Source organism: Bradyrhizobium sp. OAE829 (genome assembly GCF_040546575.1).
Classification (GTDB): Bacteria; Pseudomonadota; Alphaproteobacteria; order Rhizobiales; family Xanthobacteraceae; genus Bradyrhizobium.
Genome location: NZ_JBEPOE010000001.1, coordinates 3,960,323 through 3,985,235, shown reverse-complemented (window position 1 = coordinate 3,985,235; position 24,913 = coordinate 3,960,323). Strand labels below are relative to the sequence as shown.

At 63.7% G+C, this 24,913-nt stretch carries 18 protein-coding genes; 4 read left to right on the top strand and 14 right to left on the bottom strand.

Annotated features, from left to right (window positions below; genetic code table 11):
- Positions 1–40: 40 nt before the first annotated feature.
- Positions 41–760: a ribonuclease activity regulator RraA gene (locus ABIE49_RS19305; protein ID WP_192735690.1), complete on the top strand. Its 720-nt coding sequence runs from the start codon at positions 41–43 to the stop codon at positions 758–760.
- A gap of 51 nt (positions 761–811) precedes the next feature.
- Positions 812–2,254 (top strand): aldehyde dehydrogenase family protein, encoded by a 1,443-nt coding sequence (locus ABIE49_RS19300; RefSeq protein ID WP_192735689.1) that lies wholly within the window; start codon positions 812–814, stop codon positions 2,252–2,254.
- A 157-nt stretch (positions 2,255–2,411) separates the two neighbouring features.
- On the opposite strand, the gene ABIE49_RS19295 is transcribed toward ABIE49_RS19300, so the two are convergent.
- Positions 2,412–5,600, bottom strand: coding sequence for an efflux RND transporter permease subunit (locus ABIE49_RS19295; RefSeq protein ID WP_192735688.1), 3,189 nt, complete (start codon positions 5,598–5,600; stop codon positions 2,412–2,414).
- A gap of 136 nt (positions 5,601–5,736) precedes the next feature.
- Entirely contained in the window at positions 5,737–6,945 is a 1,209-nt protein-coding gene (locus ABIE49_RS19290) for an efflux RND transporter periplasmic adaptor subunit (RefSeq protein WP_192735687.1), read from the bottom strand.
- Positions 6,946–7,125: 180 nt separating this feature from the next.
- Between ABIE49_RS19290 and ABIE49_RS19285 the strand changes: the two genes are divergently transcribed.
- Positions 7,126–7,734 carry a TetR/AcrR family transcriptional regulator gene (locus tag ABIE49_RS19285; protein ID WP_192735686.1) on the top strand — a complete coding sequence of 203 codons (609 nt, stop codon included), beginning with the start codon at positions 7,126–7,128 and terminating at the stop codon, positions 7,732–7,734.
- A gap of 22 nt (positions 7,735–7,756) precedes the next feature.
- Here ABIE49_RS19285 and ABIE49_RS19280 read toward each other — a convergent pair whose 3' ends face one another.
- The 9 genes from ABIE49_RS19280 to ABIE49_RS19240 all read right to left on the bottom strand — a co-directional run bounded on the left by ABIE49_RS19280 (position 7,757) and on the right by ABIE49_RS19240 (position 20,630).
- Positions 7,757–9,874, bottom strand: a complete 2,118-nt coding sequence (locus tag ABIE49_RS19280; protein ID WP_354066885.1) for a S9 family peptidase — start codon at positions 9,872–9,874, stop codon at positions 7,757–7,759.
- 202 nt (positions 9,875–10,076) lie between these two features.
- Positions 10,077–11,792: an ABC transporter permease gene (locus ABIE49_RS19275; RefSeq protein WP_192735685.1), complete on the bottom strand. Its 1,716-nt coding sequence runs from the start codon at positions 11,790–11,792 to the stop codon at positions 10,077–10,079.
- Positions 11,793–11,924: 132 nt separating this feature from the next.
- Positions 11,925–12,992: an ABC transporter substrate-binding protein gene (locus ABIE49_RS19270; protein WP_354066884.1), complete on the bottom strand. Its 1,068-nt coding sequence runs from the start codon at positions 12,990–12,992 to the stop codon at positions 11,925–11,927.
- Positions 12,993–13,131: 139 nt separating this feature from the next.
- Positions 13,132–14,208 carry an ABC transporter substrate-binding protein gene (locus ABIE49_RS19265; protein ID WP_192735684.1) on the bottom strand — a complete coding sequence of 359 codons (1,077 nt, stop codon included), beginning with the start codon at positions 14,206–14,208 and terminating at the stop codon, positions 13,132–13,134.
- A gap of 40 nt (positions 14,209–14,248) precedes the next feature.
- Positions 14,249–15,310, bottom strand: coding sequence for an ABC transporter ATP-binding protein (locus tag ABIE49_RS19260; protein WP_192735683.1), 1,062 nt, complete (start codon positions 15,308–15,310; stop codon positions 14,249–14,251).
- Between the two features lie 347 nt (positions 15,311–15,657).
- Positions 15,658–16,842: a pyridoxal-phosphate-dependent aminotransferase family protein gene (locus ABIE49_RS19255; RefSeq protein WP_192735682.1), complete on the bottom strand. Its 1,185-nt coding sequence runs from the start codon at positions 16,840–16,842 to the stop codon at positions 15,658–15,660.
- A 202-nt stretch (positions 16,843–17,044) separates the two neighbouring features.
- Positions 17,045–17,878, bottom strand: coding sequence for an LssY C-terminal domain-containing protein (locus tag ABIE49_RS19250; RefSeq protein ID WP_354066883.1), 834 nt, complete (start codon positions 17,876–17,878; stop codon positions 17,045–17,047).
- Between the two features lie 64 nt (positions 17,879–17,942).
- Positions 17,943–18,620 (bottom strand): thermonuclease family protein, encoded by a 678-nt coding sequence (locus tag ABIE49_RS19245; protein ID WP_502915999.1) that lies wholly within the window; start codon positions 18,618–18,620, stop codon positions 17,943–17,945.
- 273 nt (positions 18,621–18,893) lie between these two features.
- A complete protein-coding gene (locus ABIE49_RS19240; protein ID WP_192735680.1) occupies positions 18,894–20,630 on the bottom strand; it encodes a hypothetical protein in 1,737 nt (578 codons plus the stop codon).
- A 324-nt stretch (positions 20,631–20,954) separates the two neighbouring features.
- Between ABIE49_RS19240 and ABIE49_RS19235 the strand changes: the two genes are divergently transcribed.
- Positions 20,955–21,794 (top strand): caspase family protein, encoded by an 840-nt coding sequence (locus tag ABIE49_RS19235; RefSeq protein WP_192735679.1) that lies wholly within the window; start codon positions 20,955–20,957, stop codon positions 21,792–21,794.
- Between the two features lie 141 nt (positions 21,795–21,935).
- Here the strand turns inward: ABIE49_RS19235 and ABIE49_RS19230 are convergent, their stop codons facing one another.
- The 3 genes from ABIE49_RS19230 to ABIE49_RS19220 all read right to left on the bottom strand — a co-directional run bounded on the left by ABIE49_RS19230 (position 21,936) and on the right by ABIE49_RS19220 (position 24,839).
- Positions 21,936–22,820, bottom strand: coding sequence for an efflux RND transporter periplasmic adaptor subunit (locus tag ABIE49_RS19230; RefSeq protein ID WP_192735678.1), 885 nt, complete (start codon positions 22,818–22,820; stop codon positions 21,936–21,938).
- Positions 22,821–22,916: 96 nt separating this feature from the next.
- On the bottom strand, positions 22,917–23,786 hold the full coding sequence (locus tag ABIE49_RS19225; protein WP_192735677.1) for an alpha/beta fold hydrolase: 870 nt from the start codon (positions 23,784–23,786) through the stop codon (positions 22,917–22,919).
- 201 nt (positions 23,787–23,987) lie between these two features.
- The gene (locus tag ABIE49_RS19220) at positions 23,988–24,839 is read right to left on the bottom strand and encodes a class I SAM-dependent methyltransferase (protein ID WP_354066882.1); all 852 of its coding nucleotides are present in this window, start codon (positions 24,837–24,839) and stop codon (positions 23,988–23,990) included.
- Positions 24,840–24,913 lie beyond the last annotated feature (74 nt).

Here is a 24,913-nt window from a genome sequence, read left to right as displayed (position 1 = left end):
TCGCGCCCCGGAATGACGGAATAACTGGGATGATGAAATCATGACAAAACTGAGCGACGCCACCCGCAACAAACTCAAAACCGTCTCCACCGCCACCGTCGCCACCGCGCTGTTCAAGCGCGGCTTCCGCATCCAGATGATCCAGGATGTGCATCCGCTCGGGCCAAATCAGCCGGTGCTGGTCGGGGAAGCCTTCACCCTGCGCTACATGCCGGCGCGCGAGGACCTCAACAAGATCGAGGTGTTCCGCGACCGTGCCCATCCGCAGCGCAAGGCGATTGAAGACTGCCCGCTAGGTGCGGTGCTCGTGATGGACAGCCGCAAGGATGCGCGGGCGGCTTCGGCCGGCGCGATCCTGGTGACGCGGCTGATGAAGCGCGGCGCGGCCGGCGTCATCACCGACGGCGGCTTTCGCGATTCGGCTGAAATCGCCGCGCTCGGCTTTCCCGCCTACCACCAGCGGCCGAGCGCGCCGACCAATCTGACGCTGCACCAGGCGATCGAGATCAACGTGCCGATCGGCTGCGGCGACGCGCCGGTGTTCCCCGGCGACGTCATTCTCGGCGACAGCGACGGCGTGATCGTGATTCCCGCGCATCTCGCCGACGAAATCGCCGACGAGGCGGTCGAGATGACAGCGTTCGAGGATTTTGTTACCGAGGAGGTGCGCAAGGGCCGTTCGATCCTCGGCCTTTATCCGGCAACCGACGAGCAGACGCCCAAGGATTTTGCGGCTTGGCGCAAGGCCAACGGACGGTAATATGCCGCCGGCTGGCACCGAACGCTTTTTCTCCAACAGTGAGTCCACATCATGCTGATGTTCAACAATCTGATCGACGGCGAATGGCTGTCCGATGGCGCCCGCGCGCCCAACGTCAACCCGTCCGATACCAAGGACATTGTCGGCCAGGCCGTGCGCGGCACGCGCGCGCAAGCCGAGGCCGCGATATCAGCTGCAAAGGCCGCATTCCCGGCCTGGTCGCGATCGACGCCGCAAGTGCGCTACGACATCCTGAAGAAGGCGTCGGACGAGATTCTCGCGCGCAAGGACGAACTGGGCCGGCTGCTGTCGCGCGAAGAAGGCAAGACGCTGCCGGAAGGCATCGGCGAAGTCGCGCGCGCCGGGCAGATCTTTGCGTTCTTCGCCGGCGAATGCCTGCGGATGGCCGGCGAGAAACTCGCCTCGGTGCGCCCCGGCATCGACATCGAGATCACGCGCGAAGCGCTCGGTGTCGTCGGCCTGATCACGCCGTGGAATTTCCCGATCGCGATTCCAGCCTGGAAGATCGCGCCGGCGCTGGCCTATGGCAACACCGTGGTGATCAAGCCCGCCGACCTCGTCCCGGGCTCATCGTGGGCGCTGGTCGATATCCTGCACCGTGCCGGTTTGCCCAAGGGCGTGCTCAACCTCGTGCTTGGACGCGGCTCGGAAGTTGGCGCTGTCCTGCTCGAACATCCTGATGTCGCGGCCATCAGCTTCACCGGCTCGGTCTCCACCGGCCAGAAGGTTGCCGCGGCCTGCATCGCCTCGCGGCCGATGAAGAAGTTCCAGCTTGAAATGGGCGGCAAGAATCCACTGGTCGTTCTCGACGACGCGGACCTGAAAGTCGCCGTGGAATGCGCCGCCAACAGCGCGTTCTTTTCCACCGGCCAGCGCTGTACCGCCGCTTCGCGCCTGATCGTCACATCAGGGATCCACGACAAATTCGTCGAGGCCCTGACCGAGCGGATGCGCGGCCTGAAGATCGACGACGCCGTCAAGGCCGGCACCGATATCGGCCCCGTCGTCGACCAGAGCCAGCTTGATCAGGATCTCAAATATATCTCGATCGGCAAGGATGAGGGTGCAAAACTCGCCTTCGGTGGCGAGCGGCTCAACCGCGATGCGCCCGGCTTCTATCTGCAGCCGGCCTTGTTCACCGACGTGAGCAACAAGATGCGGATCGCGCGCGAGGAAATTTTTGGGCCGGTGGCCGCGGTCATCCGGGTCAAGGATTATGCTGAAGCGCTGGCGACCGCGAATGACACCGATTTCGGCCTGTCATCCGGCATCTGCACCACAAGCCTGAAATATGCCAGCGACTACAAGCGCAACTCCGAAGCCGGCATGGTGATGGTCAATCTGCCGATCGCCGGCGTCGACTACCACGTGCCGTTCGGCGGCCGAAAAGGCTCCAGCTTCGGCGCCCGCGAACAAGGGCGTTATGCGGCGGAGTTCTATACGACGGTGAAGACGGCTTATACGTTGCCTTGATTTCCGTCATGCCCGGGCGTAGCCGTCCGAAGGACGGCGTCGCTTCCGCTCGCCTATGCCCGGGTATCCACGTCTTAACGGCGTTTGGCGAAGAAAGACGTAGATGGCCGGGTCAAGCCCGGCCATGACGAGTCCATTGTTGCGTCTAACGCGATCATCACTCCGCCGGATGGCGCGCGATATTTCCCACCGATGCCTCGCCATGCTGCGTCAGCGGCCGGTTACCGGCCAAGGCGCGCAGCAGCACGTAGAACATCGGCGTAAAGAAGATGCCGAACGCCGTGACGCCGATCATGCCTGAAAACACCGCAACCCCCATGGCATGACGCATCTCGGAACCTGCACCGGTGGAGATCACCAGCGGCACCACGCCCATGATGAAGGCAAGCGAGGTCATCAGGATCGGCCGCAGCCGCAGGCGGCTGGCTTCGATCGCGGCTTGCACCGGCGTACGTCCGGCGAACTCCAGCTCGCGCGCGAACTCCACGATCAGGATGGCGTTCTTGGCCGACAGTCCCACCAGCACGATCAACCCGATCTGGGTGAACACGTTGTTGTCGCCCCTGGTGAGCCAGACGCCGAGCATCGCCGCCAGCAATCCCATCGGCACGATCATGATGATCGACAGCGGCAGGGTCAGGCTCTCGTATTGGGCGGCGAGCACCAGGAATACCAGCAATAGCGCCACCGGAAACACGATCAGCGACGAATTGCCGGCAATGATTTCCTGATAGGTCAGGTCGGTCCACTCGAACGCGATGCCCTTCGGAAAGGTCTCTGCCGCGATCTTCTCCACCGCTGCCTGAGCCTGCCCGGTCGAATATCCGGGCGCCGCACCGCCATTGAGGTCGGCGGTGAGGAAGCCGTTGTAACGCATGGCGCGCTCCGGCCCGGCGCTCTCCTTGATTTTCAGCAGCGCCGACAGCGGCACCATCTCGCCGGTGTCGGAGCGCACCTTCAACAGCCCGACGTCGTCGGCGCGGGCGCGGAATTTTGCGTCCGCCTGCACCCGCACCGAATAGGTGCGGCCGAACTTGTTGAAGTCGTTGACGTAGAGCGAGCCGAGATAGATCTGCATGGTGTCGAACACGCTGGTGACGGGCACGCTGAGTTGCCGCGCCCGGGTGCGGTCGATATCGGCATAAAGCTGCGGCACGTTGACCTGATAGCTGGAGAACAGCCCGGCCAGCTGCGGCGCGGCGCCGGCCTTGGCGATGAACGCCTTGGTGGCATCGTTGAGCGCCTCATAGCCGAGCCCGGCCCGATCTTCGATCTGCAGCTTGAAGCCGCCGATGGTGCCGAGCCCCGCCACCGGCGGCGGCGGGAACATGGCAATGAAGGCTTCCTGGATCGCGGAAAACTTGCCGTTGAGCTGGCCGGCGATCGCGCCCGCGCTGAGATTGGCGGCCTTGCGCTCTTCAAAAGGCTTCAAAGTAACGAACACGATTCCCGAATTAGAGCTGTTGGTAAAACCGTTGATCGACAGACCGGGAAACGCCACGGCGCTTTCGACGCCCGGCAGTTTCAGGGCGATATCGCCCATGCGGCGGATCACCTCTTCGGTGCGGTCGAGCGTCGCGCCGTCAGGCAGTTGCGCGAAACCGACCAGGTATTGCTTGTCCTGGCCGGGGACAAAGCCGCCGGGCACCGCCTTGAACAGGCCAAAAGTGACGCCGATCAGCGCGACATAGGCGACCATCACGATCGCGCGCCGCGAGATCACACGCTTGACGCCGCCGCCATAGGCCTCGGAACTGCGGTGGAAAAAGCGGTTGAAGCGCTGAAAGAACCAGCCAAGCACGCGGTCCATGCCGCGAGTCAGCATGTCCTTTGGCGCGTCGTGGGATTTCAGCAGCACCGCCGCCAGCGCCGGCGACAGCGTCAGCGAATTAAACGCCGAAATCACCGTCGAGATCGCCACCGTCAGCGCGAACTGCTTGTAGAACTGGCCGGTCAATCCGGTAATGAACGCCAACGGCACGAACACCGCGATCAGCACCAATGCGATCGCGATGATCGGTCCGGTCACTTCCTGCATCGCCTGATACGCCGCTTCCTTTGGCGTCAGCCCCTGCTCGATGTTGCGCTCGACGTTCTCGACCACGACGATGGCGTCATCGACGACAATACCGATCGCCAGCACCAGTCCGAACAGGGTCAGCGCGTTGATCGAGAAACCAAACACATGCATGACGGCAAAGGTGCCGATGATGGAAACCGGCACCGCGATCAGCGGAATGATCGACGCACGCCAGGTCTGCAGGAACAGGATGACCACCAGCACCACGAGGGCAACGGCTTCCAACAGCGTGTGCACCACCGCCTCGATCGAGGCGCGAACGAACTGCGTGGGGTCATAGACGATGCTGTAATCCATGCCGTCGGGCATGTTCGCCTTCAGCTCGACCATCATCTTGCGGACGGTGTCGGAGATCTGGATCGCATTGGAACCCGGCGACTGGAAGATCGGCACCGCGACCGCGGACTTGTTGTCCAGCAGCGACCGCAGCGAATAGTCCGCGGCACCGAGCTCGATCCGGGCGATGTCGCGCAGCCGCGTGACTTCGCCATTGGCGCCGTTCTTGACGATGATTTCGCCGAACTCCTCCTCGGTCTGCAGTCGTCCCTGCGCGTTGATGGAAAGCTGCAAATCGAGCCCGACTTCGCTTGGCGACGCGCCGACCACGCCGGCGGCGGCCTGCACGTTCTGGGCGCGGATCTCGCGCACCACGTCGGAAGCCGACAGGCCGCGCTCGGCGACCTTCTGCGGATCGAGCCAGACCCGCATCGAATAGTCTCCGGACCCGAACAGCTGTACCTGGCCGACACCTTCGATGCGCGCCAGCCGATCCTTGACGTTGAGCACGGCATAGTTGCGCAAATAGGTCATGTCGTAGCGGCCGTTCGGCGACAGCAAATGCACCACCATGGTGAGGTCGGGCGCGCTCTTGATCGTGGTGATGCCGAGGGTGCGGACTTCGGCGGGCAGCCGCGGCTCGGCCTGCGCCACGCGGTTCTGCACCAGTTGCTGTGCCTTGTCGGGATCGGTGCCGAGCCGGAACGTGACGTTGAGCGTCATCAATCCGTCGGTCGTGGCCTGGCTGCTCATATAGAGCATGCCTTCGACCCCGTTGATCTGCTCCTCGATCGGCGTCGATACCGTTTCGGCGATGACCTTGGGGTTGGCGCCCGGATATTGCGCGCGCACCACCACCGTCGGCGGCGCGACTTCCGGATATTCCGAGATCGGCAACGCCGGCAGCGACAGCAGGCCCGCCACAAAGATCAGGGTCGACAGCACGCCCGCAAAAATCGGTCGATCGATGAAGAATCTGGAAAAGTTCATGACACTGTCTCGCTGATGTCGGCGCTGCGAAGCGCAAGGGTCCCGGCGCGGCCGACCGTGATCCGACCCCACTGGTTCACTTCTGTTGTTTTTGGATATTGCCCGGTGCCCTCGTAAGAGCACCGGGATCAGATGGCTAGCGCTGCGCCAGCTCGGTCGCAGGAGAAGCAAAGCCCATCGCGACCACCTCGGGCGCGACCAGCGCACCGGGACGCACGCGCTGCAGTCCCTTGACCACGATGCGCTCGCCGGCGTGCAGGCCGCCGGTCACCACGCGCATGCCGTCGATCGATACGCCGAGGGCAACTTCGCGATATTCCGCCTTGCTGTCCTTGTCGACGACCATCACGAATTTCTTGTTCTGGTCGGTGCCGACGGCGCGCTCGCTGATCAGCAACACCGGCTCGGCTTTGGGCTGTCCCATCAGCAGCCGCGCGAACTGGCCGGGCATCAGGCGTCCATCGGCGTTGTCGAATACCGCGCGCACGCGCACCGTGCCGCTGCGCGCATCGACCTGGTTGTCGATCAGCTGCATCCGGCCCTTGTAGGGCGTGCCGTCGGAGGTGCCGGTCCCCATCTGCACCGGGATGCGCCCGATCTCTGATGGCGTCGATTCATCCGCCAGCGTCCGCAACGCCCGCGTCACCACCTGCTCATCGGCATTGAAGCTGGCGTAAATTGGATTGACCGACACCAGCGTGGTCAGCACCGGCGTGCCGGGTCCGGCGGCGATCAGATTGCCGACGGTGATCTCGAGCTTGCCGACCCGACCTGTGACCGGGGCCCGTACTTCGGTGTAGCCGAGATTGAGCTTTGCCGTTTGCAGCGTCGCCTCGGCCGCCTTCAGATTGGCTTCGGCTTCGCGGTAGGCGTTGACGCGACCGTCAAAATCCCGCTGCGAGATCGTGCGCGAATCCGTCAATTGCTGGCCGCGCTCGAAATCGCTCTTGGTGAGGATCAGGCGCGCCCTGGCCGCGGCGACCTGGCCTTCGGCGCGCGCCACATCGGCCGCGTAGAGCGACGGATCGATCAGGATCAACAGGTCTCCCTGTTTGACCAGCGCACCCTCCGTAAAGTGAATTTCCTGGATAGCGCCTGCGACGCGGGAGCGGATTTCGACCCGCTCGACGGCTTCAAGCCGGCCGGAAAATTCGTCCCAGGGCACGGTCTGCCGGGGTGCGACGACGGAGACCGAGACCGGCAGGGCCGTCGGCGCGGCTGCGGCCGCCACGGCCTGCGCGCTGCCACCTCGGCCGCTCAGGAAGGTCGCGCCGGCGGCGATCGCCAGGGCGGCCAGAACCAGCCCGGTTCCAACCAAACGTTTGTTTTTGATAATATTTTTCATGATGACCCCAGACATTCGGCGCTGTTCCCCGATTTGAAACAGACGGGAGCTGGTATGACACCCGATCCACGTCTACGTTGCAGCGCACACATTCATAACGCTCGGTATAGATGGGCCATCGACATCCCCTGTCAAGTCACTTATCTAACGATCGGTAGGAAATTGGAGGAGGACCCCCTCATGGCCATGGGACGGCCCCGCGAATTCGATGTCGACAAGGCGCTCGACCTGGCGCTCCAGGTGTTCTGGAGCAAAGGCTATGAAGGCGCGTCGATCGCGGACCTCACCGAAACCATGGGGATCACCAAGCCAAGCCTCTATGCCGCGTTCGGCAACAAGGAAGAGCTGTTTCGCAAGGCGCTCGACAAATATGTCGATGGGCCCGGCGGTTACTTCCAGGTCGCGCTGGCCAAGCCGAACATCCGCGCCGTGGTGGAGCACCTGTTGTATGAAAGCGCCGACGCTGTCACGGGTCTCGACCATCCGCCAGGATGTCTGGCGGTCCAGGGCGCGCTGACCTGCGGCGATGCCGCCGAATCCATCAAGCAGGAACTGGTGTCGCGCCGCGCCAAAGGCGAACAGGATTTGCGCCATCGCTTCGAACGGGCGATCGCCGAAGGCGAGCTACCCGAGGGATCCGACGCCGCCGATCTCGCGGCCTATCTCTCCGCGATCCTGCAGGGCATGGCGGTGCAGGCGGCTGGCGGAACCACGCGGGAGCAAGTGCGCAAGATCGCCGAGATGGCGCTGCGCACATGGCCGCCGCCGCCTGGTCTGGCGACGGTCTGACGCTGCAAGCGCGCGGAGAAGGTTACACCTCCGCGCTCTCGGCCAATCCCACCGCCCACAGCGCAAACGCAGACACGATCGCGATTTCGTCGAGGCGGTTGAAGCGCCCCGACGCGCCGCCATGGCCGGCGCCCATGTTGGTTCGCAGCAGCACCGGGCCGCCGCCCTTCATGGTCGCACGCAATCGCGCGATCCATTTCGCCGGCTCCCAATAGGTGACGCGCGGATCGGTCAGTCCGCCCATCGCGAGGATCAGCGGATAGTCCTTGGCTTCGATGTTGTCGTAGGGCGAATAGGACAGGATGGTTTGAAAATCCTTTTCGCTCTCGATCGGGTTGCCCCATTCCGGCCATTCCGGCGGCGTCAGCGGCAGCGTGTCGTCGAGCATCGTATTCAGCACGTCGACGAACGGCACCTCCGCGACGATGCCGGCGAACAATTCGCCGGCGCGGTTGGCGACCGCACCCATCAGCATGCCGCCGGCGCTGCCGCCATGGCCGACGATGCGCTTTGCGCTGGTGTATTTGGCCTCAATCAATGCACGGCCCGCCGCGGCAAAGTCGTCGAACGTATTGGTCTTCTTTTCGCGCTTGCCGTCGAGGTACCAGCCCCAGCCCTTGTCGGCGCCGCCTCTGATATGAGCGATGGCATAGACAAAACCGCGATCGACCAGCGACAGCCGGTTGGCCGCGAACGAGGCCGGCATCGCCATGCCGTAGGAGCCGTAGCCGTACAGCAGCAGTGGCGCGTTGCCGTCGCGCACGAGATCCTTGCGATGCAGGATCGAGACCGGCACCTTGGCACCGTCATGCGCCGTCGCCATGATGCGGGTGGTGACGTAGTCGGCCGGGTTGTGGCCGGACGGAATCTCCTGCCGCTTGCGCAGCACTCGCTCTCGCGTCGCCATGTCGTAATCATAGACTTCCGACGGTGTCGTCATCGACGAATAGGAAAACCGCAAATTGGTAGTTTCGAATTCATAGCCGCCCATCGTGTCGAGCGAATAGGCCGCTTCATCGAAGGCGATGGCGTGTTCTTCGCCCGATGTAAGGTCGCGGATGATGATCGCGGGCAGCGCGTTGGCGCGCTCCAGCCGCACCATGTGCCCGGCGTAAAGCTCGACATCGAGCACATAGATGCCCTCGCGATGCGGGATCAAATCGCGCCAGTTCGCGCGCTCCGGCGCCGCCAGCGGCGCGCTCATCACCTTGAAGTCGATCGCATCATTGGCGTTGGTGAGGATGAACAGTTCGTCGCCGCGGTCGGCGATCGAATACTGCACGCCTTCCTCGCGCGCCGCGACCAGCCGCGGCGGTGTCTCGGGATGCGCCAGATCGATCAAGCGCTGCTCGGACGTTTCGTGGTCGCCGCCGGCGATCACGCAAAAGCGTCCGCTGGAGCTCTCATGCAGATGGGTGAACCAGCCGGAGTCCAGTTCCTCATAGATCAGCGTGTCGTCCGCCTGCTTGGTGCCTAAGCGATGCCGCCAGACCTGCATCGGCCGGTGGTTGTCGTCAAGCTTGACGTAGAAGAAGCTTTGTCCGTCCGTGCTCCAGACCACGCCGCCATCGGTTTCCTCGACGAGGTCGTCAGAGTCCCTGCCGCTGGCCCAGTCGCGCACCCGGATCGAAAAGTATTCCGAGCCCTTGGTGTCGGCGCTCCAGGCCTGCAGTTTGTGGTCGGGCGAATGCCGCGCACCGCCGAACTTGAAATAGCCGTGGGATGCCGCCAGCGCATCGCCGTCGAGCACGATTTGCACGTCGCCGCCATCGCGCGGGGTGCGGCCGAACATCTCGTGCTGGCCGCCCTCGCGGAATTTGCGCAGGTAAGCGAACGGGCCATCCGGCGATGGCACGCTGGAATCGTCTTCCTTGATGCGCCCGCGCATCTCCGCGACCAGTTTCTTCTGCAGCGGCGAGGTGTGGCCGAGCAGGCTCTCGGTGTAGTCGTTTTCGCTTTCCAGATATTGCCTGATGTCGCTGTCCAGGATCGAGGGATCGCGCAGCACCTCCTGCCATTTGGCGTCCTTTAGCCACGCATAATCGTCCGTCACCGTGATGCCGTGGGTGGTGAAGGAATGCGGGCGGCGCGGCGCCACCGGCGCCTGCAGTGAACGGCCTTTGGTCGTCGATTGGGTCAAGCGATCCTCGTTTCAGTCGGTATTGCCAATTGCTCAATTGTCATGCGCGGGCTTGACCCGCGCATCCATCAAAAAGAAAGCCTTCTTCAAGCTGATGGATTGCCGGGTCAAGCCCGGCAATGACGGCAAGAGGCTGTTGGGCATTATATCGGGTCGAAAGCGCGAATTGCCAGACGGGATTGCTTTGGGCGGACGTTGTCGGCTAGCTATTGCGCAGCCGCGCGGCGGCGTTGCCGCCCGGGATGCGGTTGACGGCGAGCACCACCGCAAAGGTGATGATCAGCATCGCGATGCCGAGCACCGCGATCGCGGCGAGGTCGCCGCTTTCGTTGAGGTCGTAGATCAGCACCGACAGCACCTTGGTCTGCGACGTAAACAACACGATCGCGGCCGACAATTCGCGCATCACGCCGATGAAGATGAAGCACCAGGTTGCGATCACGCCGGTGCGCAGCAGCGGCGCGGTGATCTGGCGCAGCGACTGCAGCCGCGTCGCGCCGAGGATGCGGCTGGCGTCTTCGAGTTCGGGGTGGATGGTCGCGAACGCCGCCTGCAATTGCTGATAGGCCGACGGCAGGTTGATGGTGAGGAACGCCAGCAGCAGGATCCACAGCGTGCCGTACAGCACGAAGGGCGGCCGCGTGTAGCTCAGGAACAGGCCGACGCCGAGCACGATGCCGGGCACCGCGATCGGCGCGGTGGCGAGAAAGCCGAGAAAGCGATGCCCCGAGATTACGCGCCGCGTCGTGACATAGGCGATGACCAGCGCCAGTAACGTCCCGATGGTCGCGGTCGAGGCGCCGAGGATCACGGTGTTCTTGAGCGCGAGCTGGGTCGACGACAATTCGGTGAACACGAACACGATGTTGTGCAGCGTCGCGGTCGCGGGTGTCACCAGCGTGGTCGCGTTCGGCGAGAAGGCGGCGTTGAGCAGCGCCAGATAGGGCAGAAACACGGGGTTGAGCAGCACGATCAGGCAGAACGCCAGCGCCAACCAGCGCCAGCCCTTCATTTCGACCTGGCGCGGCGCGCCATATTTGCCACCCACCACAGAGTAGCCGCGGCCGCCGAGCAGGAATTTCTGGCCCTGCAACAGCAGGATCGTCAGCAGCAACAGCGGCACCGCGGCCGCCGCGGCGAGTTCGGGCTTGGGCGGATACTGGAACAGGCTCCAGATCTTGGTGGTCATGGTGTGGAAACCGGCCGGCAGCGCCAGGATCGCCGGCGATCCGAACAGCGTCATCGCCTGCAGGAAAGCGATCAACGCGCCGGCGACCAATGCGGGCAGCGCGAGGGGGATCGTGACGCGCCGCGCCGTGGTCCACGCCTTGCCGCCGAGAATGGCGGAAGCGTCCTCGAGCTCGCCCGGCATGTTGTCGAGCGCATTGGCGACCAGCACGAACACAAACGGAAACGTGTAGCAGGAGATCACGAAGATGATGCCGGTCAGCGAATAGATGTTGAACAGATGCACGTCCGATCCGGCGCCGGTCAGGAACCGATAGAGCTGGTTCAACAGCCCGCTGTTGGGCGCGGCCAGCAATTCCCAGGCTACCGCGCCGAGAAACGGCGGCGTCACGAACGAGGCGGTGACCAGCGCGCGGATGGTCTGCCGTCCCGGCATGTCGGTGCGCGAAACCAGCCAGCCGATCGGGGCGGCGATGATGCAGCAGATCGTCGCCGAAATGGTCGCGATGATCGCGGTGGTCGCTAAGGGATCGAGGAAATCCGGATCGGTGAACAGCTTGATGAAATTCTGCAGCGTCGGGTTGCGCGCCTTGTCGGTGAAGGCATACACCGCCAGCCACGACATCGGCATCACGATCAGCACGATCATGACGGCCGCGAACAGCCACAGGATAGGTTTGGTCCAGTCGAGTTTGGCTTTGGTGGGGGCGGTGTCGGCGGCGAGGGTCATTCTGTCAGCAGATCCGATGTTTCCCTCATCCTGAGGAGCGGCGTCTTCGCCGCGTCTCGAAGGATGATCTGGCACATTGTGGCCTCATGGTTCGAGACGCCGCTTTGCGGCTCCTCACCATGAGGGTCGTCATCACACCCGAAACAACCTCGCATACTTCGTCTTGATCTCTTCCGTCATCGCCTCGACGCCAACAGCGTCTTCCTTCATCAGCTTGATGTCGGAAAGCTTGCGGCGCCCCGGTTTCGACTGCACCTGCGGATGAGCCGAATATTGCGCGGTGTAGTCGACGAAGAATTGCTGGGTCTCGCGCGTGTGCAGCCAGGCCTGGAACAGTTTTGCCGCGTTCGGATGGGGTGCGGTCTTGAAGATTGCGGTCGGCCCCGAGATCGTCGGCGTGCCCTCGGTCGGATATAGCGGCTCGACCGGCTGGCCGGCCTCCTTCAGAAGCACGACGCCGTATTCATTGCCGTCGGCCATGACAGCACGTTCGCCGAGCGCGAGCTTCTTCGGTGGATCGGTCGAGGATTGCACCTGCATCACGCGCTGCTTCGATAGTTTTTCGAGATAGCCCCAGCCCAGCTCACGCACCAGCTGGAAGGTCGCGGTCATAATGGTGCCGCTATAGGACGGATGGGCCTTGACCATCTTGCCCGCCCATTTCGGATCGAGCAGGTCCGCATAGCTCCTCGGCGCATCCTCGGGCTTTACGAGGTTGGTGTTGTAGGCGATCGACGACAAGTAGATGCGCGAGGTCGCGGACATTCCGTCGGGATCGCGATAGGTTTCCGAAAAATGCCTGGCAACGTCTTCCGGCAGGAACGGCATCAGCCAGCCGTTTTTCTTCCAGGTGATGATGTGCGAGGCGTCCGATGTGTTGATGATGTCGGCGGCGCGGATGTTGCTGGCGAATTCCTGGTCGACTCGTGAGAATAGCCGCTCCGAGCCGGAGCGCTCGATCTGCACACTGATTCCCGGATAAGCCGCCTCGAACGCCTTGCCGAGCTTTTCGCCGACCGGCAGGTCCATCGAGGAATACAGGACGACCTTGCCTTCCTTTTTGGCCGCTTCGATCAGGCCCGCGTTGATCGCGACCGGTTCCGGCGCCTGGGCGCGAACGGGCGACGCGAACACGGTGCCGAACGCGAGCGCGGTCGAGCCCTTTAGGATGCTGCGGCGGTTGATATTCCTGTGCATCATTTCGGCTCCCTCTCCGTCATTGCGAGGAGCATAGCGACGACTTGTCCGCCGAAGCACGAAGAGCGAAGGCGGAAGCAATCCATCCATCCGTTATGCCGTGCCATGGATTGCTTCGCTGCGCTCGCAATGACGGTCTCCATCAAACACGGAAAATCTTCTGGTAGCGCGCCTTGATCTCGTCGCTCTGGGCCTCGGCGCCCGCGGCGTCTTCCTTCATCAGCTTGATGTCCGCGAGCGGCTTGCGTCCGGTATGTTCCTTCACCTGGGCATGCAGCGACCGCAGGCCGCCGGCGTCGATGATGATCCGCTGCGCGTCCGGCGTGAAGCAATAGTTCTGGAACAGCTTTGCCGCATTGGGATTCGGCGCCGCCTTGAAGATGCCGTTGGGTCCGACGATGAACGGCGTGCCCTCGGTGGGGTACACCACCTCGACCGGCTGGCCGGCTTCCTTGAGCAGGAAGATATTGTACTCGGTGCCGTCGGCCATCACGCTGCGCTCGCCGAGCGACAGCTTCTTCGGCGGATCGGTCGCCGATTGCACCTGCATGATGTTCTGTTTCGCGAGCTGTTCGTAATACTCCCAGCCGATGTCGCGAACCATCTCGAAGGTCGCAGTCAGGATCGTGCCGCTATAGCCGGGATGCGCCTTGACGATCTTGCCCTTCCATTTGGGATCGAGCAGGTCCTTGAAACTCGCCGGCGCGTCTTCGGCCTTCACCAGTTTGGTGTTGTAGGCGATCGGGCTCAGCGTGGCGCGGAAGCCGGCAAACGTGCCGTCGGGATCGCGGTGCTCGGGCTTGTAATGCCTGGCGACGTCCTCCGGCACGTAAGGCAGCAGGATGCCCTGCCGCTTCCATGCCAGGAGATGCGCGGCGTCGGACGAGTTCGCGATATCGACGGCGTGCACGTTGCTGGCGTATTCCTGGCCGATGCGCTGGAACACCCGTTCGGCGCCGGTGCGTTCGACGCGTACCTCGATGCCGGCGAACTTTGCCTTGAACGCGGCCGCGATCTTTTCGGATACCGACAGATCGATCGAGGTGTACCAGACTACCTTGCCTTCTTTTTTCGCCGCTTCGATCAGTTGCGGCGTGATGGCTTCCGGTGGCGGCGCCTGTGCGCGCGCGGGGGAGGCGAACACGGTTCCGAATGCCAGCGCCGTCGAGGCTTTCAGCGAGCCCTGCAGCACCTCGCGCCTTGAGAGTTTTCGCTTCATTGCATCCTCCGCCTCTTGTTCTCTGTCGGCTGATGGCTCGTTATCGGCTGAGCGCCCGGCAGCGGTCGGGCGGCAGCGTGAGCCAGACTTCGGTTCCCTTGGCGACATTGTTCGCGGTCGGCGTGGTGACGCGCAGCGAGGTGCCGTCGGCCACCTCCACCATGTAGTCGCGCGCCACGCCGAGATAGACCTGCCGCGTGACCGTGGCCTTGATCGCATTTTGCGGCGCCGCGGGCGTCTGCGTCGAAAGCTGGATATCGTGCTGACGGATCGCAACCGGTGCGCTCTGGCCTGATGTGAGCGGCGCACCGACCACCTGCAGCGTCGCGCCCGCGAACGAGACATGATTGCCGTCGCGCGCGGTGCCTTTGATCACGTTGCTGGCCCCGATGAAGCGCGCGACGAATTCGGATTCGGGACGCGCATAGATGTCCTCGGGCGTGCCGAGCTGGTCGATCTTGCCGCCGTTCATCACCGCGATCATGTCGGCCGTGGTCATCGCCTCCGATTGGTCATGGGTGACGTAGATCGTGGTGTAGCGATACTCGTCATGCAGCCGGCGGATCTCGAACCGCATCTCTTCGCGTAAGTTGGCGTCGAGATTCGACAAGGGTTCGTCGAGCAGCAGCGTTTCCGGCTCCACGATCAGCGCGCGCGCCAGCGCCACGCGCTGCTGCTGGCCGCCGGAGAGTTCGCCGGGGTAACGCTGCGCCAGCGCCTCGAGTTTCGTCGTCGCCAGGATCGCGGCGAGTTTCTTCGCGATGATATCGCGATCCAGTTTGCGCAGGCGCAAGCCGTAGACGATGTTCTCGGTCACCGTCATATGCGGCCAGAGCGCGTAGCTTTGGAAGATCATCGACATCTTGCGCTGTTCGGGCGGCAGCGTCCGCGCCGTCGACGACACCAGCCGGTCGCCGACATGGATCTCGCCGTCGGAGGGTTCTAAAAAGCCCGCGATCAGCCGCAGCGTCGTGGTCTTGCCGCAACCCGATGGTCCGAGCAGACAAACCAGCTGACCGTGATCGATCCGCAGCGAGACGTTATCGACCACCGCGAGCGACCCAAATCGCTTGGTCAGGCCGCGCAATTCGACGGACGCCAATCGGAATCCTCCAACGTTTCTTGCGCCGGAGTCTGCGCCCGGCTTTCACTGGCATACAGTATAAGCACTAAATGCGAGGCGCGGGAAAGCCTTCGCTTCAGAAGTTAGTTGGATTGAATCCAAGCGCATCGCCTCGAATCTCTCTCACATTGTGAGAGAGATGGCGTCGAGCGCGATTTAAAATGCTGCATATGGTTTCCGTCATGGCCGGGCATAGCCGTCTGAAGGACGGCGTCGCTTCCGCTAGCCCATGTCCCGGCCATCCACGTCTTTCTCGCGTGAGGTTGGCCAAGACGTGGATGCCCGGCACAAGGCCGGGCATGACGGTGTGTTGGATATGACGCGTCCTACGCGCTCACACTTTCGCCGAGCCATTCGATCGCGGCTTCGGTTCCGCCCTTGCCGTGGGGGATGTTGAGGGCGTTGAGGCCGACTTCGATGACGCCGAGCGTGCCCAGGATCATCGGCGCGTTGACGTGGCCCATATGCGCGATCCGAAATGCCTGGCCGGAGAGGTCGCCAATGCCGGTCCCAAGCACCACGCCGCATTTTTCCTTGCAATAGCGCTGCAGCGCGGCGGGGTCATGGCCGTTCATCGTCACCGTCGTCACGGTGTTGGAGCGCTCGTTTGCTTCCGCGATGTTGAAGCCGATGACCTGGCCCTCGGCCCAGACCGCGACCGCGCGGCGAACCGCTTCGGCGAGCAGCCGGTGGCGCAGGAAGGCATTTTCCAGGCCTTCGGCGTGCAGCATATCGATCGCCTTGCGCAGCGCGAACAGGAGATGCACCGGCGCGGTGCCGGCATATTTGCGGTAATGCTCGCTGCCATCGCGCTCGGTCCAGTCCCAATATGGCGTGCGCAGGTTTGCCTTCTTGTGCACCTCGCGAGCGCGGTCGTTGGCGGCGACGAAGCCGAGGCCCGGAGGCGTCATCAGGCCCTTCTGCGAACCGGACATCGCGACATCGATGCCCCAGGCGTCCATCTCGAACGGTACGCAGCCGAGCGAGGCAACCGTGTCGACCATGAAGAGCGCGGGATGACCCGACGCCTTGATCGCCTTGCCGATCGCTTCGACGTCGTTATAAGCGCCCGAAGCGGTATCGATCTGCACGGCGACGATGGCCTTGATCTTGTGCTCCTTGTCCAGCTTGAGGCGCGCCTCGACTTCGGCCGGGCGGATCGCGCGGCGCCAGTCGCCTTTCAGCACCTCGACCTCAGCGCCCATCGCGGCCGCGGCATTGCCCCAGCCGATCGCGAAGCGGCCGCTTTCCAGCACCAGCACCTTGTCGCCCCGCGACAGCACGTTGGAGAGCGTTGCTTCCCACGCGCCATGGCCATTGGCGATGTAGATGTAGGAGTGGCCCTTGGTCGCGAACAGCTTGGAGAGATCGCCGAGCAGGCCGTGCGTCAGGTCGAGCATCTCTTTGGAATAGATATCGAGCGCCGGACGGTGCATCGCCTGAAGCACTTCGTCGGGCATGGTGGTGGGTCCGGGGATGGCCAGAAATTCCCGGCCCGCGCGAACGGTCATTTTTCTTATTCCTTATCGGTGGAACGCGGAATCAAGGCGCCCGAGGTTTGGTAGGACTGGAGCACGACAATAATCGATTGAAACCGTCATTGCGAGCGTAGCGAAGCAATCCAGGGCCGCAAAAAGACTTGATCGCTTCCTGACGTTGCTCGTTCGCGCAATTGCTCCGAGTTTGTCGCGTGCAATGGCGGCAAATGGCAGCTTATTTTCCCATTGCCCCCGCGATCGCATGCCAGATCTGATCCTTCAGCTCGGTCGCCGGCGGGCTCGGGATCGTCACGGCGGGGCCGTCGCGCTTGCGGCACGCCTCGACCAGGCGCAACACCCAGATCTCGCCGTCGGTGTAATAGAGGTCGCCGCCGCCATTATAGCCCGCAATCGTCGGCCCGATGCCGGTCACCTGGTATTTCGCGGTCACCATGCCGGCATTTGCGAGGTCGGTGCTGAGCCGCGCGCGCTCGGCGTCGAGATCGGCGCTGATGTGATGCGTCACCGCGCCGGTGTATCGGCTGACGCCGACGCCGCGGTCTTGCGTCGCCGCGCCGAGCCACACCGGGCGTTTTTCCTCGCCCTGGTCCAGCACCTTCCAGTAGCGCACGTGGTTGCGGCGGTCGGCGCTGGCGCCGATCGGCTTTTCGTACGCCAGATCCTCGCGGCGTTCCTGATAATAGAGATTGCTGACCGGCGCATCCTTGTAGGGGCGGTCGAGCAGCACGGAGCCTATGATCTCGATCGATGATTTGAGCGTAATCGGATCGGCTGGATACCAGCCGGCCTGATGCATCGCGCAGGCCACGTCACTGATGTCGCCGATCAGGCCGACATTCATGGGATCGCCGGGAATGCCTTGTCCCGTGCGCGTCACCATCGGCAGATCCGCAAGGCCCTTCTGGTGCTCATAATGCGTCCACAGCCCGGGCAGGATCAGATAGGCGAGCAGGCCATAGCCGCAAAGGATGAACAGGGTGAGCGTAACCGCGCGGCGCAGCCCGCCGCGATGTTTTGGCAGTGGTCCATCAACTTGTTTGCGCGCCACAGCGTTGCTCGTTGAGTTGCGGCACTTCTCCCTCGCCCCGCACTTCGCGGGGAGAGGGAGGCTCCTAGCGTTTGGTCTCGCGGCAGCCCGCGGCTTCTGCCTCTTCGACCGAGCAGAACCAGCGCGTGCCCTTGCTGATCTTCATCTCGATCTTCGCATACCAGCGGCTGGTGGGCTGGTGGAAGATGCACTCGCCGGAGCGGTTGACGTTGCCCTTGATGGTGCAGTCGGGCGACGGCGCGACCGATCCGGAGGCTGATGCCAATAGGATGGTGATGGCGTTCTCGGGCGGCTTGACGGCGCCGAGAATGGCGGTCTTCTTGTTGCGCGCGCGCCAGTCCCACGGCGCGATGAAGGCGCCCTGCCACATGCCGGCCTTGGCCTCGCGCGCCGCCTTTTCATCCGCCTCATAGTCGCGGGAAATACGCGTGAACGCCAGTGCCCAGCCGTTGGCGACCAGCCATTTCTGGACGTCCTCGCCGCCGACCTCGCACCGCGCCACGGTGCGGCCGCGGCGATCGACGCTACGGGTACGGCAGGTCCAGCTCTTGTTGCCGAAATGCTTGATCATTTCGTCACGCGCGGCGACACCGCAGGTCCAGCGTTCGCCCTTGTTGTTGAGACAGAGCTGGTCCACCGCCGGCGCGTCGATGCCGCCGAGCCGAATGCGGGTATTGCCGATCTGAAGCTTATCGCCTTCGCGGATTTTCGGGACGCCGCTGATGTCGGCGGCGTGCGCCATCGTGGGCAGCAACAACGTCAAGACGGCACAAAGCCAAATCTTCCAGATATTGGACTTCCAAATCCTAGACTTCCAAATCTTGGACTTCATGGGCAATCCCGGCGCGGAAATGTGCACAATCATTGCGCGGATTGTGCGGACATTGAGGCCGGCTTGCCAGTGCTCTGCGACCGCATGGCTTTCAACTTCCCGTCAGAAATCGGCGCTTTCGACTCTTCTCAGCTTACGAGTTTGCGCGGTGCCGCATATCCCTCTTTCGTGGGATATGCGCTGTTATGCGCCTTTCCCCCGCATCATCACCCCCCGTGCCAGCGCAAGCCCCATCAGCACGAAGGCCGAGGTCACCTCGGGGCCGCCGACCAGGATGCGCGTCGGGGTCTTCATCTTGTTCCACTCATAGGCCTTGAAGGGACCGTGGCGACCACCTTCGCCGGCAGCGGCGACGATACAATGCAGCGCAGGCGTAAAACTCGACGCGTCGGCGCCGAGATGCGCCAGCGCCATCAGGGCCAGCGCCGCGTCGAAGGCGTTCATCTCGTGGGTGATCAACTCGCCCTCGACATAGGCCAGCACGCGGCCGCGGATGAACTCGAAGGTGTTTTCGGGATCGATCGCCATCCGCGCCGCCGGCGGCAGCGCGATGAAGGCCGCATAGCAGCGGCCGAAATAGGCGCAATATAGCTCCGGCAGATAATAGATATGCGAGCGCGGATTGGAAAACGCGCCGCTTTCCACCAGCCGTTTCTGGAAGCCGATGATGCGGTGAACCGTCTCCAGCCGTGACGGCGTCTCGATGATCTTCCAGCGGCTGAGGTTGCGGAAGCTGACCTCGAGGATGTCGAGGTTGAGCGTGGGATCGAGGTCGTTGCCGTAGGGACGGTCGCCGGCGAGGTTGTCGATCCAGGTCACGACGCCGCCCTCGTACTCGACATTGTCGTTCAGCGGCACCGTCACGCGCGGCTCGTTGGCGCCGCTGCGGACCTGATAGCCGGCGTAGAAATCGAGTAGCGGCTGGTCGAGGATCGGATCGGTCGAGCCGGCCTGCGTCGCGGCCGAGAACGAGCACGCCGTGGTGTCGCAGTCCGGCACGTAGATGCCGAAGCCGAGATCCTGCTTGATCTGGGAAAAGAACTTTGAAAAGCGCGGATGCGGCAGCGGCGCCAGTGCGGTGATGACGCGCACGGTGGAGCCGTCATGCGAGGGCACTTCCTCGGCGCTGGTGGCGAGGCAAAAATCGACCATCTCCGAGATGGCGCGGCGCGACGCAGCGGTTTGGTCCACGGAGGCGAGGCCGGTTTCGACATAGCTGAGCAGCGCCTCGGTGAAGAAGGCGTCGTAATAGGCCGAGCGGTGCCGGATCTGCATCGGCTCCCACATCGGCTCGGCGATGCCGGTCCATGGCGGGTTGATCAGGGCGCGGGCCGGCGAATGCGCGATGAAGATCCGCGCCAGGCTGAACAGCAGGGTCGAGTTCTTGTAGCCGCGCGAGTTGAGCCCGCTCAGCGCCATCAGCATTTCGCGCCCGCCCATGTCGGCATCGCCGAGCAGGTTGAACGCGGCATAGGTCGGGATGAAGCCGTTGCGGGCAAACGAGCGCAGCAGATGCGTCCCGCAGGTTCGGATCACGCACTCGATCTCGACGAGGTCGGGCGCTTTTGCCGGCGCCACCGCCGACGCCGGCTTGGGGTGACGGATCTCGATGCTCTCCATCAGTTCGGCGATGGGTTGACCGACCGCTTCCCAGTCCGGCGCGTCGTCGTCGCGGGCGCGGGTCAGCGCCTGGCGCAGCGACTGCAGGCGGCCTTCGTCGCGCAGTTGCGGCAAGCCGGTACGGCGCAGCAGCGGACGTAGCGCGGGGTTGCCGAGCGCGGTCCGATAGAATTTTCCGAGATGGGGGTCGCCGCCAGCATAGTTCAGCAGCAGGGGATCGCAGACGTCATACAGCGACGGCCCGTCCTTGCGGGCGGTCAGCGCGCGGTAGGCGGCGCCGGCGAAATATTGAAAGCCCATGCAGTCTCTTTTCGCCGGAACCGTGAACCGAGGGCCGTCGAATCTACCGCCGGCCTGCAAGCCATTGAAAATGATACAAATCAGCGGGAATTACAAATGTGACTGATGTCACAGAGAATGTCCCGATTTGGTACCATCATCTCCCAGGGGAACGTCATGCGCCAAAGGAGGTTGCCCGCAATGGCCGTGCGGGTTAAGGGTTTCTTTGTTGCGGTGCCGCAAATTGCCACAATCCGACGGCACACCAATTCGCAACCCCTCAAACCTAAACGGCACTGGCGCGACTAACTGGCGCGCCCTGGTCAACGATTGGGAATTGAAACAATGGACGGTAGCAAGCCAAGCATCTCTCGCCGCTCGGTCACCGTGGCCGCCGCTTTGGTCGGCCTGGTGTCACTGGCGATCGGCGCCCATGCTGCGCTCAACAAGCGTTCGCTCGATGCCGCCAAGGCAATCGCGACCGAACAGAATTCCGACGTCGCTACCAAGACTTCCCGCGTCGCACTGGTCATCGGCAACGGCCACTATCCCGACGCCGCGGCGCCGCTGGCGCAGCCGATCAACGACGCCCGCGGCCTGACCTCGGCGTTGCGCGGCAAGGGCTTTGACGTCGACGTGGTGGAAGACGCCACCAAGGACGACATGGCCCGCGCCATCGGCCGGCTCAAGTCCAAGATCAAGCCCGACAGCGTGGTGATGCTGTTCTTCGGCGGCTACGGCGTCCAGGTCGGCCGCCAGAGCTACATGATCCCGGTCGATGCCGCGATCTGGAAGGAAGCCGATGTTCGCCGCGACGGCGTCAGCATCGAGGCCGTGCTCGACGCGATGAAGGAGCAGGGCGCCAAGGTCAAACTCGTCGTGGTCGACGCCTCCCGCCGCAATCCCTATGAGCGCCGTTTCCGTTCCTACTCGCACGGCCTGGCGCCGATCTCGGCGCCCGAAAACGCGCTGATCCTGACCTCGGCGACGCCGGGCAAGGTGGCCGACGATTCCAAGGGCCAGTACAGCGTGCTGATGTCCGAGCTGCTGAACAACCTCGCCGCACAGGCCGGCCTCGAAACCGCCTTCAACAAAACCCGCGTGACGATCTCCCGCGCCAGCGAAGGCGAGCAGGTTCCCTCGGTGTCGTCGTCGCTGCTCGAAGACGTCAGCCTCGGCGGGTAAACACCCCTTGTCATGCGCGGGCATAGTAGTCTGCTTTGCGCAGACTACGTAAACTTGTCTGCGCTCCCGCGCATCCATCAAGGAAAATTTCTCTGAAGATCGATGGATTGCCGGGTCAAGCCCGGCAATGACAGCGTGCGGTTACTTCGCGTCCGAGGCCACCATCACCGGGCGCACCGGATCGCCTTCGCGCAGCAGGGCGCCGGCGCGGGCGACCACGATATCGCCTTCGACGATGCCCTCGCGGATCTCGACCTGGCCCTGTGACATCAATCCGGTTTCCACCCGCCGCGTCTCGACGCGCTGGCGCTTCACCACCTGCACCACCGTGCCGGCATTGCCATAGAGGATCGCGGTCAGCGGCACCGAGATGCCGCAGCTCTGGCCGGTCTTGATCTGCGCCCGCCCGGAGGAGTTGACCAGAAGCCGGCGGTTGGTGGTGACGGCGATGAACACCTGGGCGAGCTGGCTGTTGGGCTCGACCGTGGTCGACAGCCGCCGCACCCTGCCATCGACTTCGCCGGCGCCGATCACCTTGATCCGTGCATTCTGGTTGATCTGAAGCTTGGCGATGTCGCGGGTCGGCACCAGACCGACGAGGTCGAATTCGCTGCGGGCGATGATCGAAAACAGCGCCTCGCCCTTGCCTGAGGCCATGGCGCCGACCGCGGCGGTCGAGGCCGAAACCAACCCGGCGACAGGCGCCTGCACCAGCACCGTGCCGCCTTCCGGCAACGTCAGCCGGGCCAGCGTCTGGCCGGCGGTGACGGTATCGCCGGCATCGATCAGCACTTCGGCGACCTTCAGCCCCATGCGCTCGGGCCGCACTTGGGTTTCCTCGCGCGCGATGATGGTGCCGGACACCTCGACATTGTTGCCGAAGCAGGACTTGGCGGCCTTGAACACGGTCACCGCCGCGCCCTTTGGCGCCGTTTCCTCGTCGGCGGCGAACGCCGGCGGCGCGGCCAGGCTGAGCGCCCCCGCAAGCATCAGGGCAGCCAGCTTGAGGTCGCGCGCGGTGATCATCGGCGTTTCATTTCCAGTTTCGGGCCCATAAATACCAGAAATGGATACCAGATGCCCGACCGGCGCGCCAAGCGGCAAGAAGACCCAAACCGCCGCTCAACCGCGTGCCAGACTGACCAGCTTCGCCGTCGGCTGACCGGCCGCCAGTGACACGCCGGCGAGTTCATCGGCGCGGGCGATGTGGGCCGCGATCACGGGGTTGATGATGGCGGCATGGGTCATGGCAAGCATATGTCCGGCATCCGGCAGATGGCGCAGTTCGGCGCCGTCGATCACCGCGGCCAGCCGGCGGACGATGCGCTGGGTCAGGTTCGGCGATTGCCCGCCGGACAACAGCAGCGTCGGCACCCGCAACGAGGCCGCCGCCATCGTCACGTTCTCTTCGGCGAAGGCGGCGGCGAAATCGTACGGCAGCCGTTCGGCATGTTCGATCATGCGGATGCGCGCGGCCGGCGACATGTCCTCGCGCGGGCCGGAGCCGCACCAGAACTCGGAAAACTTGTCGATCGCCTCCAGCACTGACCCGTTCCAGATATCCTGGCGCACCTCGGCGGCGAGTTCGGCGAACTGGTCGTGCAGCCGCCGGTCCGGCGCGCTTTCAAGCAGCAGCGTCGGCAGCACCGGCTCGATCAGCGCGAGGCTCTGGACGCGATGTTCATACGCAGGATCGGTCGCGATCTTGAACGCGATGGCGCCGCCATAGGAATGGCCGACCAGATGGATCGGCCCATCGGCCTGATCGAGCGTCGCGCGCAGGCATTCGACTTCCTGCGCCAGCGTCAGCGGCAGGTCGAAGGTAACCGCATTATTGCCATAGCCGATCAGATCCGGCGCGACGAGCTTTGTGCCGGGCCCAAATTCGGCGCCGAGTTTTGCCCATTGGCGTCCCGAACCGAGCGAGCAATGCAACGCGACGACGCAAGCGGTGGCGCTTTTGCGTGAAGATACTGGAGTCAAAATATTCATCGAAGCATCCTTGTGTGGAGTTCGTTTCGGAAATGACTTTCTCTCCGTCATAGCCGGGCATAGCCGTCTGAAGGACGGCGTCGCTTACGCTCGCCTGTGCCCGGCCATCCATCTGCTTCGAAGGACTCTTGCGAAGGGTGATGGATGCCCGGGTCAAGCCCGGGCATGACGAGGGTGAGCGAGATGCAAGAACGTGAATCGTCATCGCTTCGTGATCACCACTTCGAGATATTCGCTCGGCACCACCATGCTGCCGTTGGTGGCGCGGTTCATGCGGACGATCAGCGCGTGCAAATCGTTGTGCAGCTCTTCCTGCTTGGCCGGCTCGAGCGCGGCGAACGCTTTCAGCACCGGGCCGTAGAACGTCTTGAACACGTCGAGGAAATGCTCGGCCGAGCGGTAGCGGAAATTGAACAGCCGCGGTTCGGCCTTGATCGAGGCCGCGCCGGCGTCGAACATTTCGGTGAGCCGCGTGCGAGTGCCCCACATCGCCGGCGATTTCGCGCCCGCGGGCGGCGGCAGATGCTTGCCGAGCGTCTTGAACACCTGGCCGATAAAGCCGTCCGGCGTCCAGTTGGCGAGACCGATCTGGCCCTTCGGCCTGCACACGCGCAGCAATTCAGCCGCCGCCTTGTCCTGGTTTGGCGTGAACATCACGCCGAAGGTCGACAGCACCACTTCAAAAGAGTTGTTGTCGAACGGCAGGTTCTCCGCATCGGCTTCGCGAAACTCTATTCCCATGCCTTCGGCATTGGCGCGCGCCCGGCCGCGCTCCAGAAGCGCCGGCACGTAATCGGTCGAGGTGACGTCGCACCAGCGGCGCGCGGCGGCGAGCGAGGCCATGCCGTTGCCGGCGGCGACATCGAGCACCTTGGCGCCGGCCTTGAGGTCCATCGCCTCGCACAGCTGCTCGCCGACGATCTGCAGCGTGGAACCGACGATGGCGTAATTGCCTGACGACCACGCCGCCTGCTGCCTGGTCTTCAGCGCGGCAAGATCGGGGGCGGGGGTGGCGGTTGAAGCCGGCATTGTGGCGGTAGCCGTGGTGGCCATGCAGTTTCCTCCTCTGTGGCATGCGGTCACGGGGGTGACATCGCTGAACCGAACATGCCGCTCGGCGGACCTAA

Bases quoted from the DNA above. Each gene is read 5' to 3' on its own strand.
- ABIE49_RS19290 (WP_192735687.1), bottom strand. From the start codon at position 6,945: ATGAAAAATATTATCAAAAACAAACGTTTGGTTGGAACCGGGCTGGTT.
- ABIE49_RS19245 (WP_502915999.1), bottom strand. From the start codon at position 18,620: ATGGCGCACGCCGCCGACATCAGCGGCGTCCCGAAAATCCGCGAAGGC.
- ABIE49_RS19300 (WP_192735689.1), top strand. From the start codon at position 812: ATGCTGATGTTCAACAATCTGATCGACGGCGAATGGCTGTCCGATGGC.
- ABIE49_RS19255 (WP_192735682.1), bottom strand. From the start codon at position 16,842: ATGACCGTTCGCGCGGGCCGGGAATTTCTGGCCATCCCCGGACCCACC.
- ABIE49_RS19220 (WP_354066882.1), bottom strand. From the start codon at position 24,839: ATGGCCACCACGGCTACCGCCACAATGCCGGCTTCAACCGCCACCCCC.
- ABIE49_RS19285 (WP_192735686.1), top strand. From the start codon at position 7,126: ATGGCCATGGGACGGCCCCGCGAATTCGATGTCGACAAGGCGCTCGAC.
- ABIE49_RS19225 (WP_192735677.1), bottom strand. From the start codon at position 23,786: ATGAATATTTTGACTCCAGTATCTTCACGCAAAAGCGCCACCGCTTGC.
- ABIE49_RS19265 (WP_192735684.1), bottom strand. From the start codon at position 14,208: ATGAAGCGAAAACTCTCAAGGCGCGAGGTGCTGCAGGGCTCGCTGAAA.
- ABIE49_RS19235 (WP_192735679.1), top strand. From the start codon at position 20,955: ATGGACGGTAGCAAGCCAAGCATCTCTCGCCGCTCGGTCACCGTGGCC.
- ABIE49_RS19240 (WP_192735680.1), bottom strand. From the start codon at position 20,630: ATGGGCTTTCAATATTTCGCCGGCGCCGCCTACCGCGCGCTGACCGCC.
- ABIE49_RS19230 (WP_192735678.1), bottom strand. From the start codon at position 22,820: ATGATCACCGCGCGCGACCTCAAGCTGGCTGCCCTGATGCTTGCGGGG.
- ABIE49_RS19305 (WP_192735690.1), top strand. From the start codon at position 41: ATGACAAAACTGAGCGACGCCACCCGCAACAAACTCAAAACCGTCTCC.
- ABIE49_RS19275 (WP_192735685.1), bottom strand. From the start codon at position 11,792: ATGACCCTCGCCGCCGACACCGCCCCCACCAAAGCCAAACTCGACTGG.
- ABIE49_RS19295 (WP_192735688.1), bottom strand. From the start codon at position 5,600: ATGAACTTTTCCAGATTCTTCATCGATCGACCGATTTTTGCGGGCGTG.
- ABIE49_RS19270 (WP_354066884.1), bottom strand. From the start codon at position 12,992: ATGATGCACAGGAATATCAACCGCCGCAGCATCCTAAAGGGCTCGACC.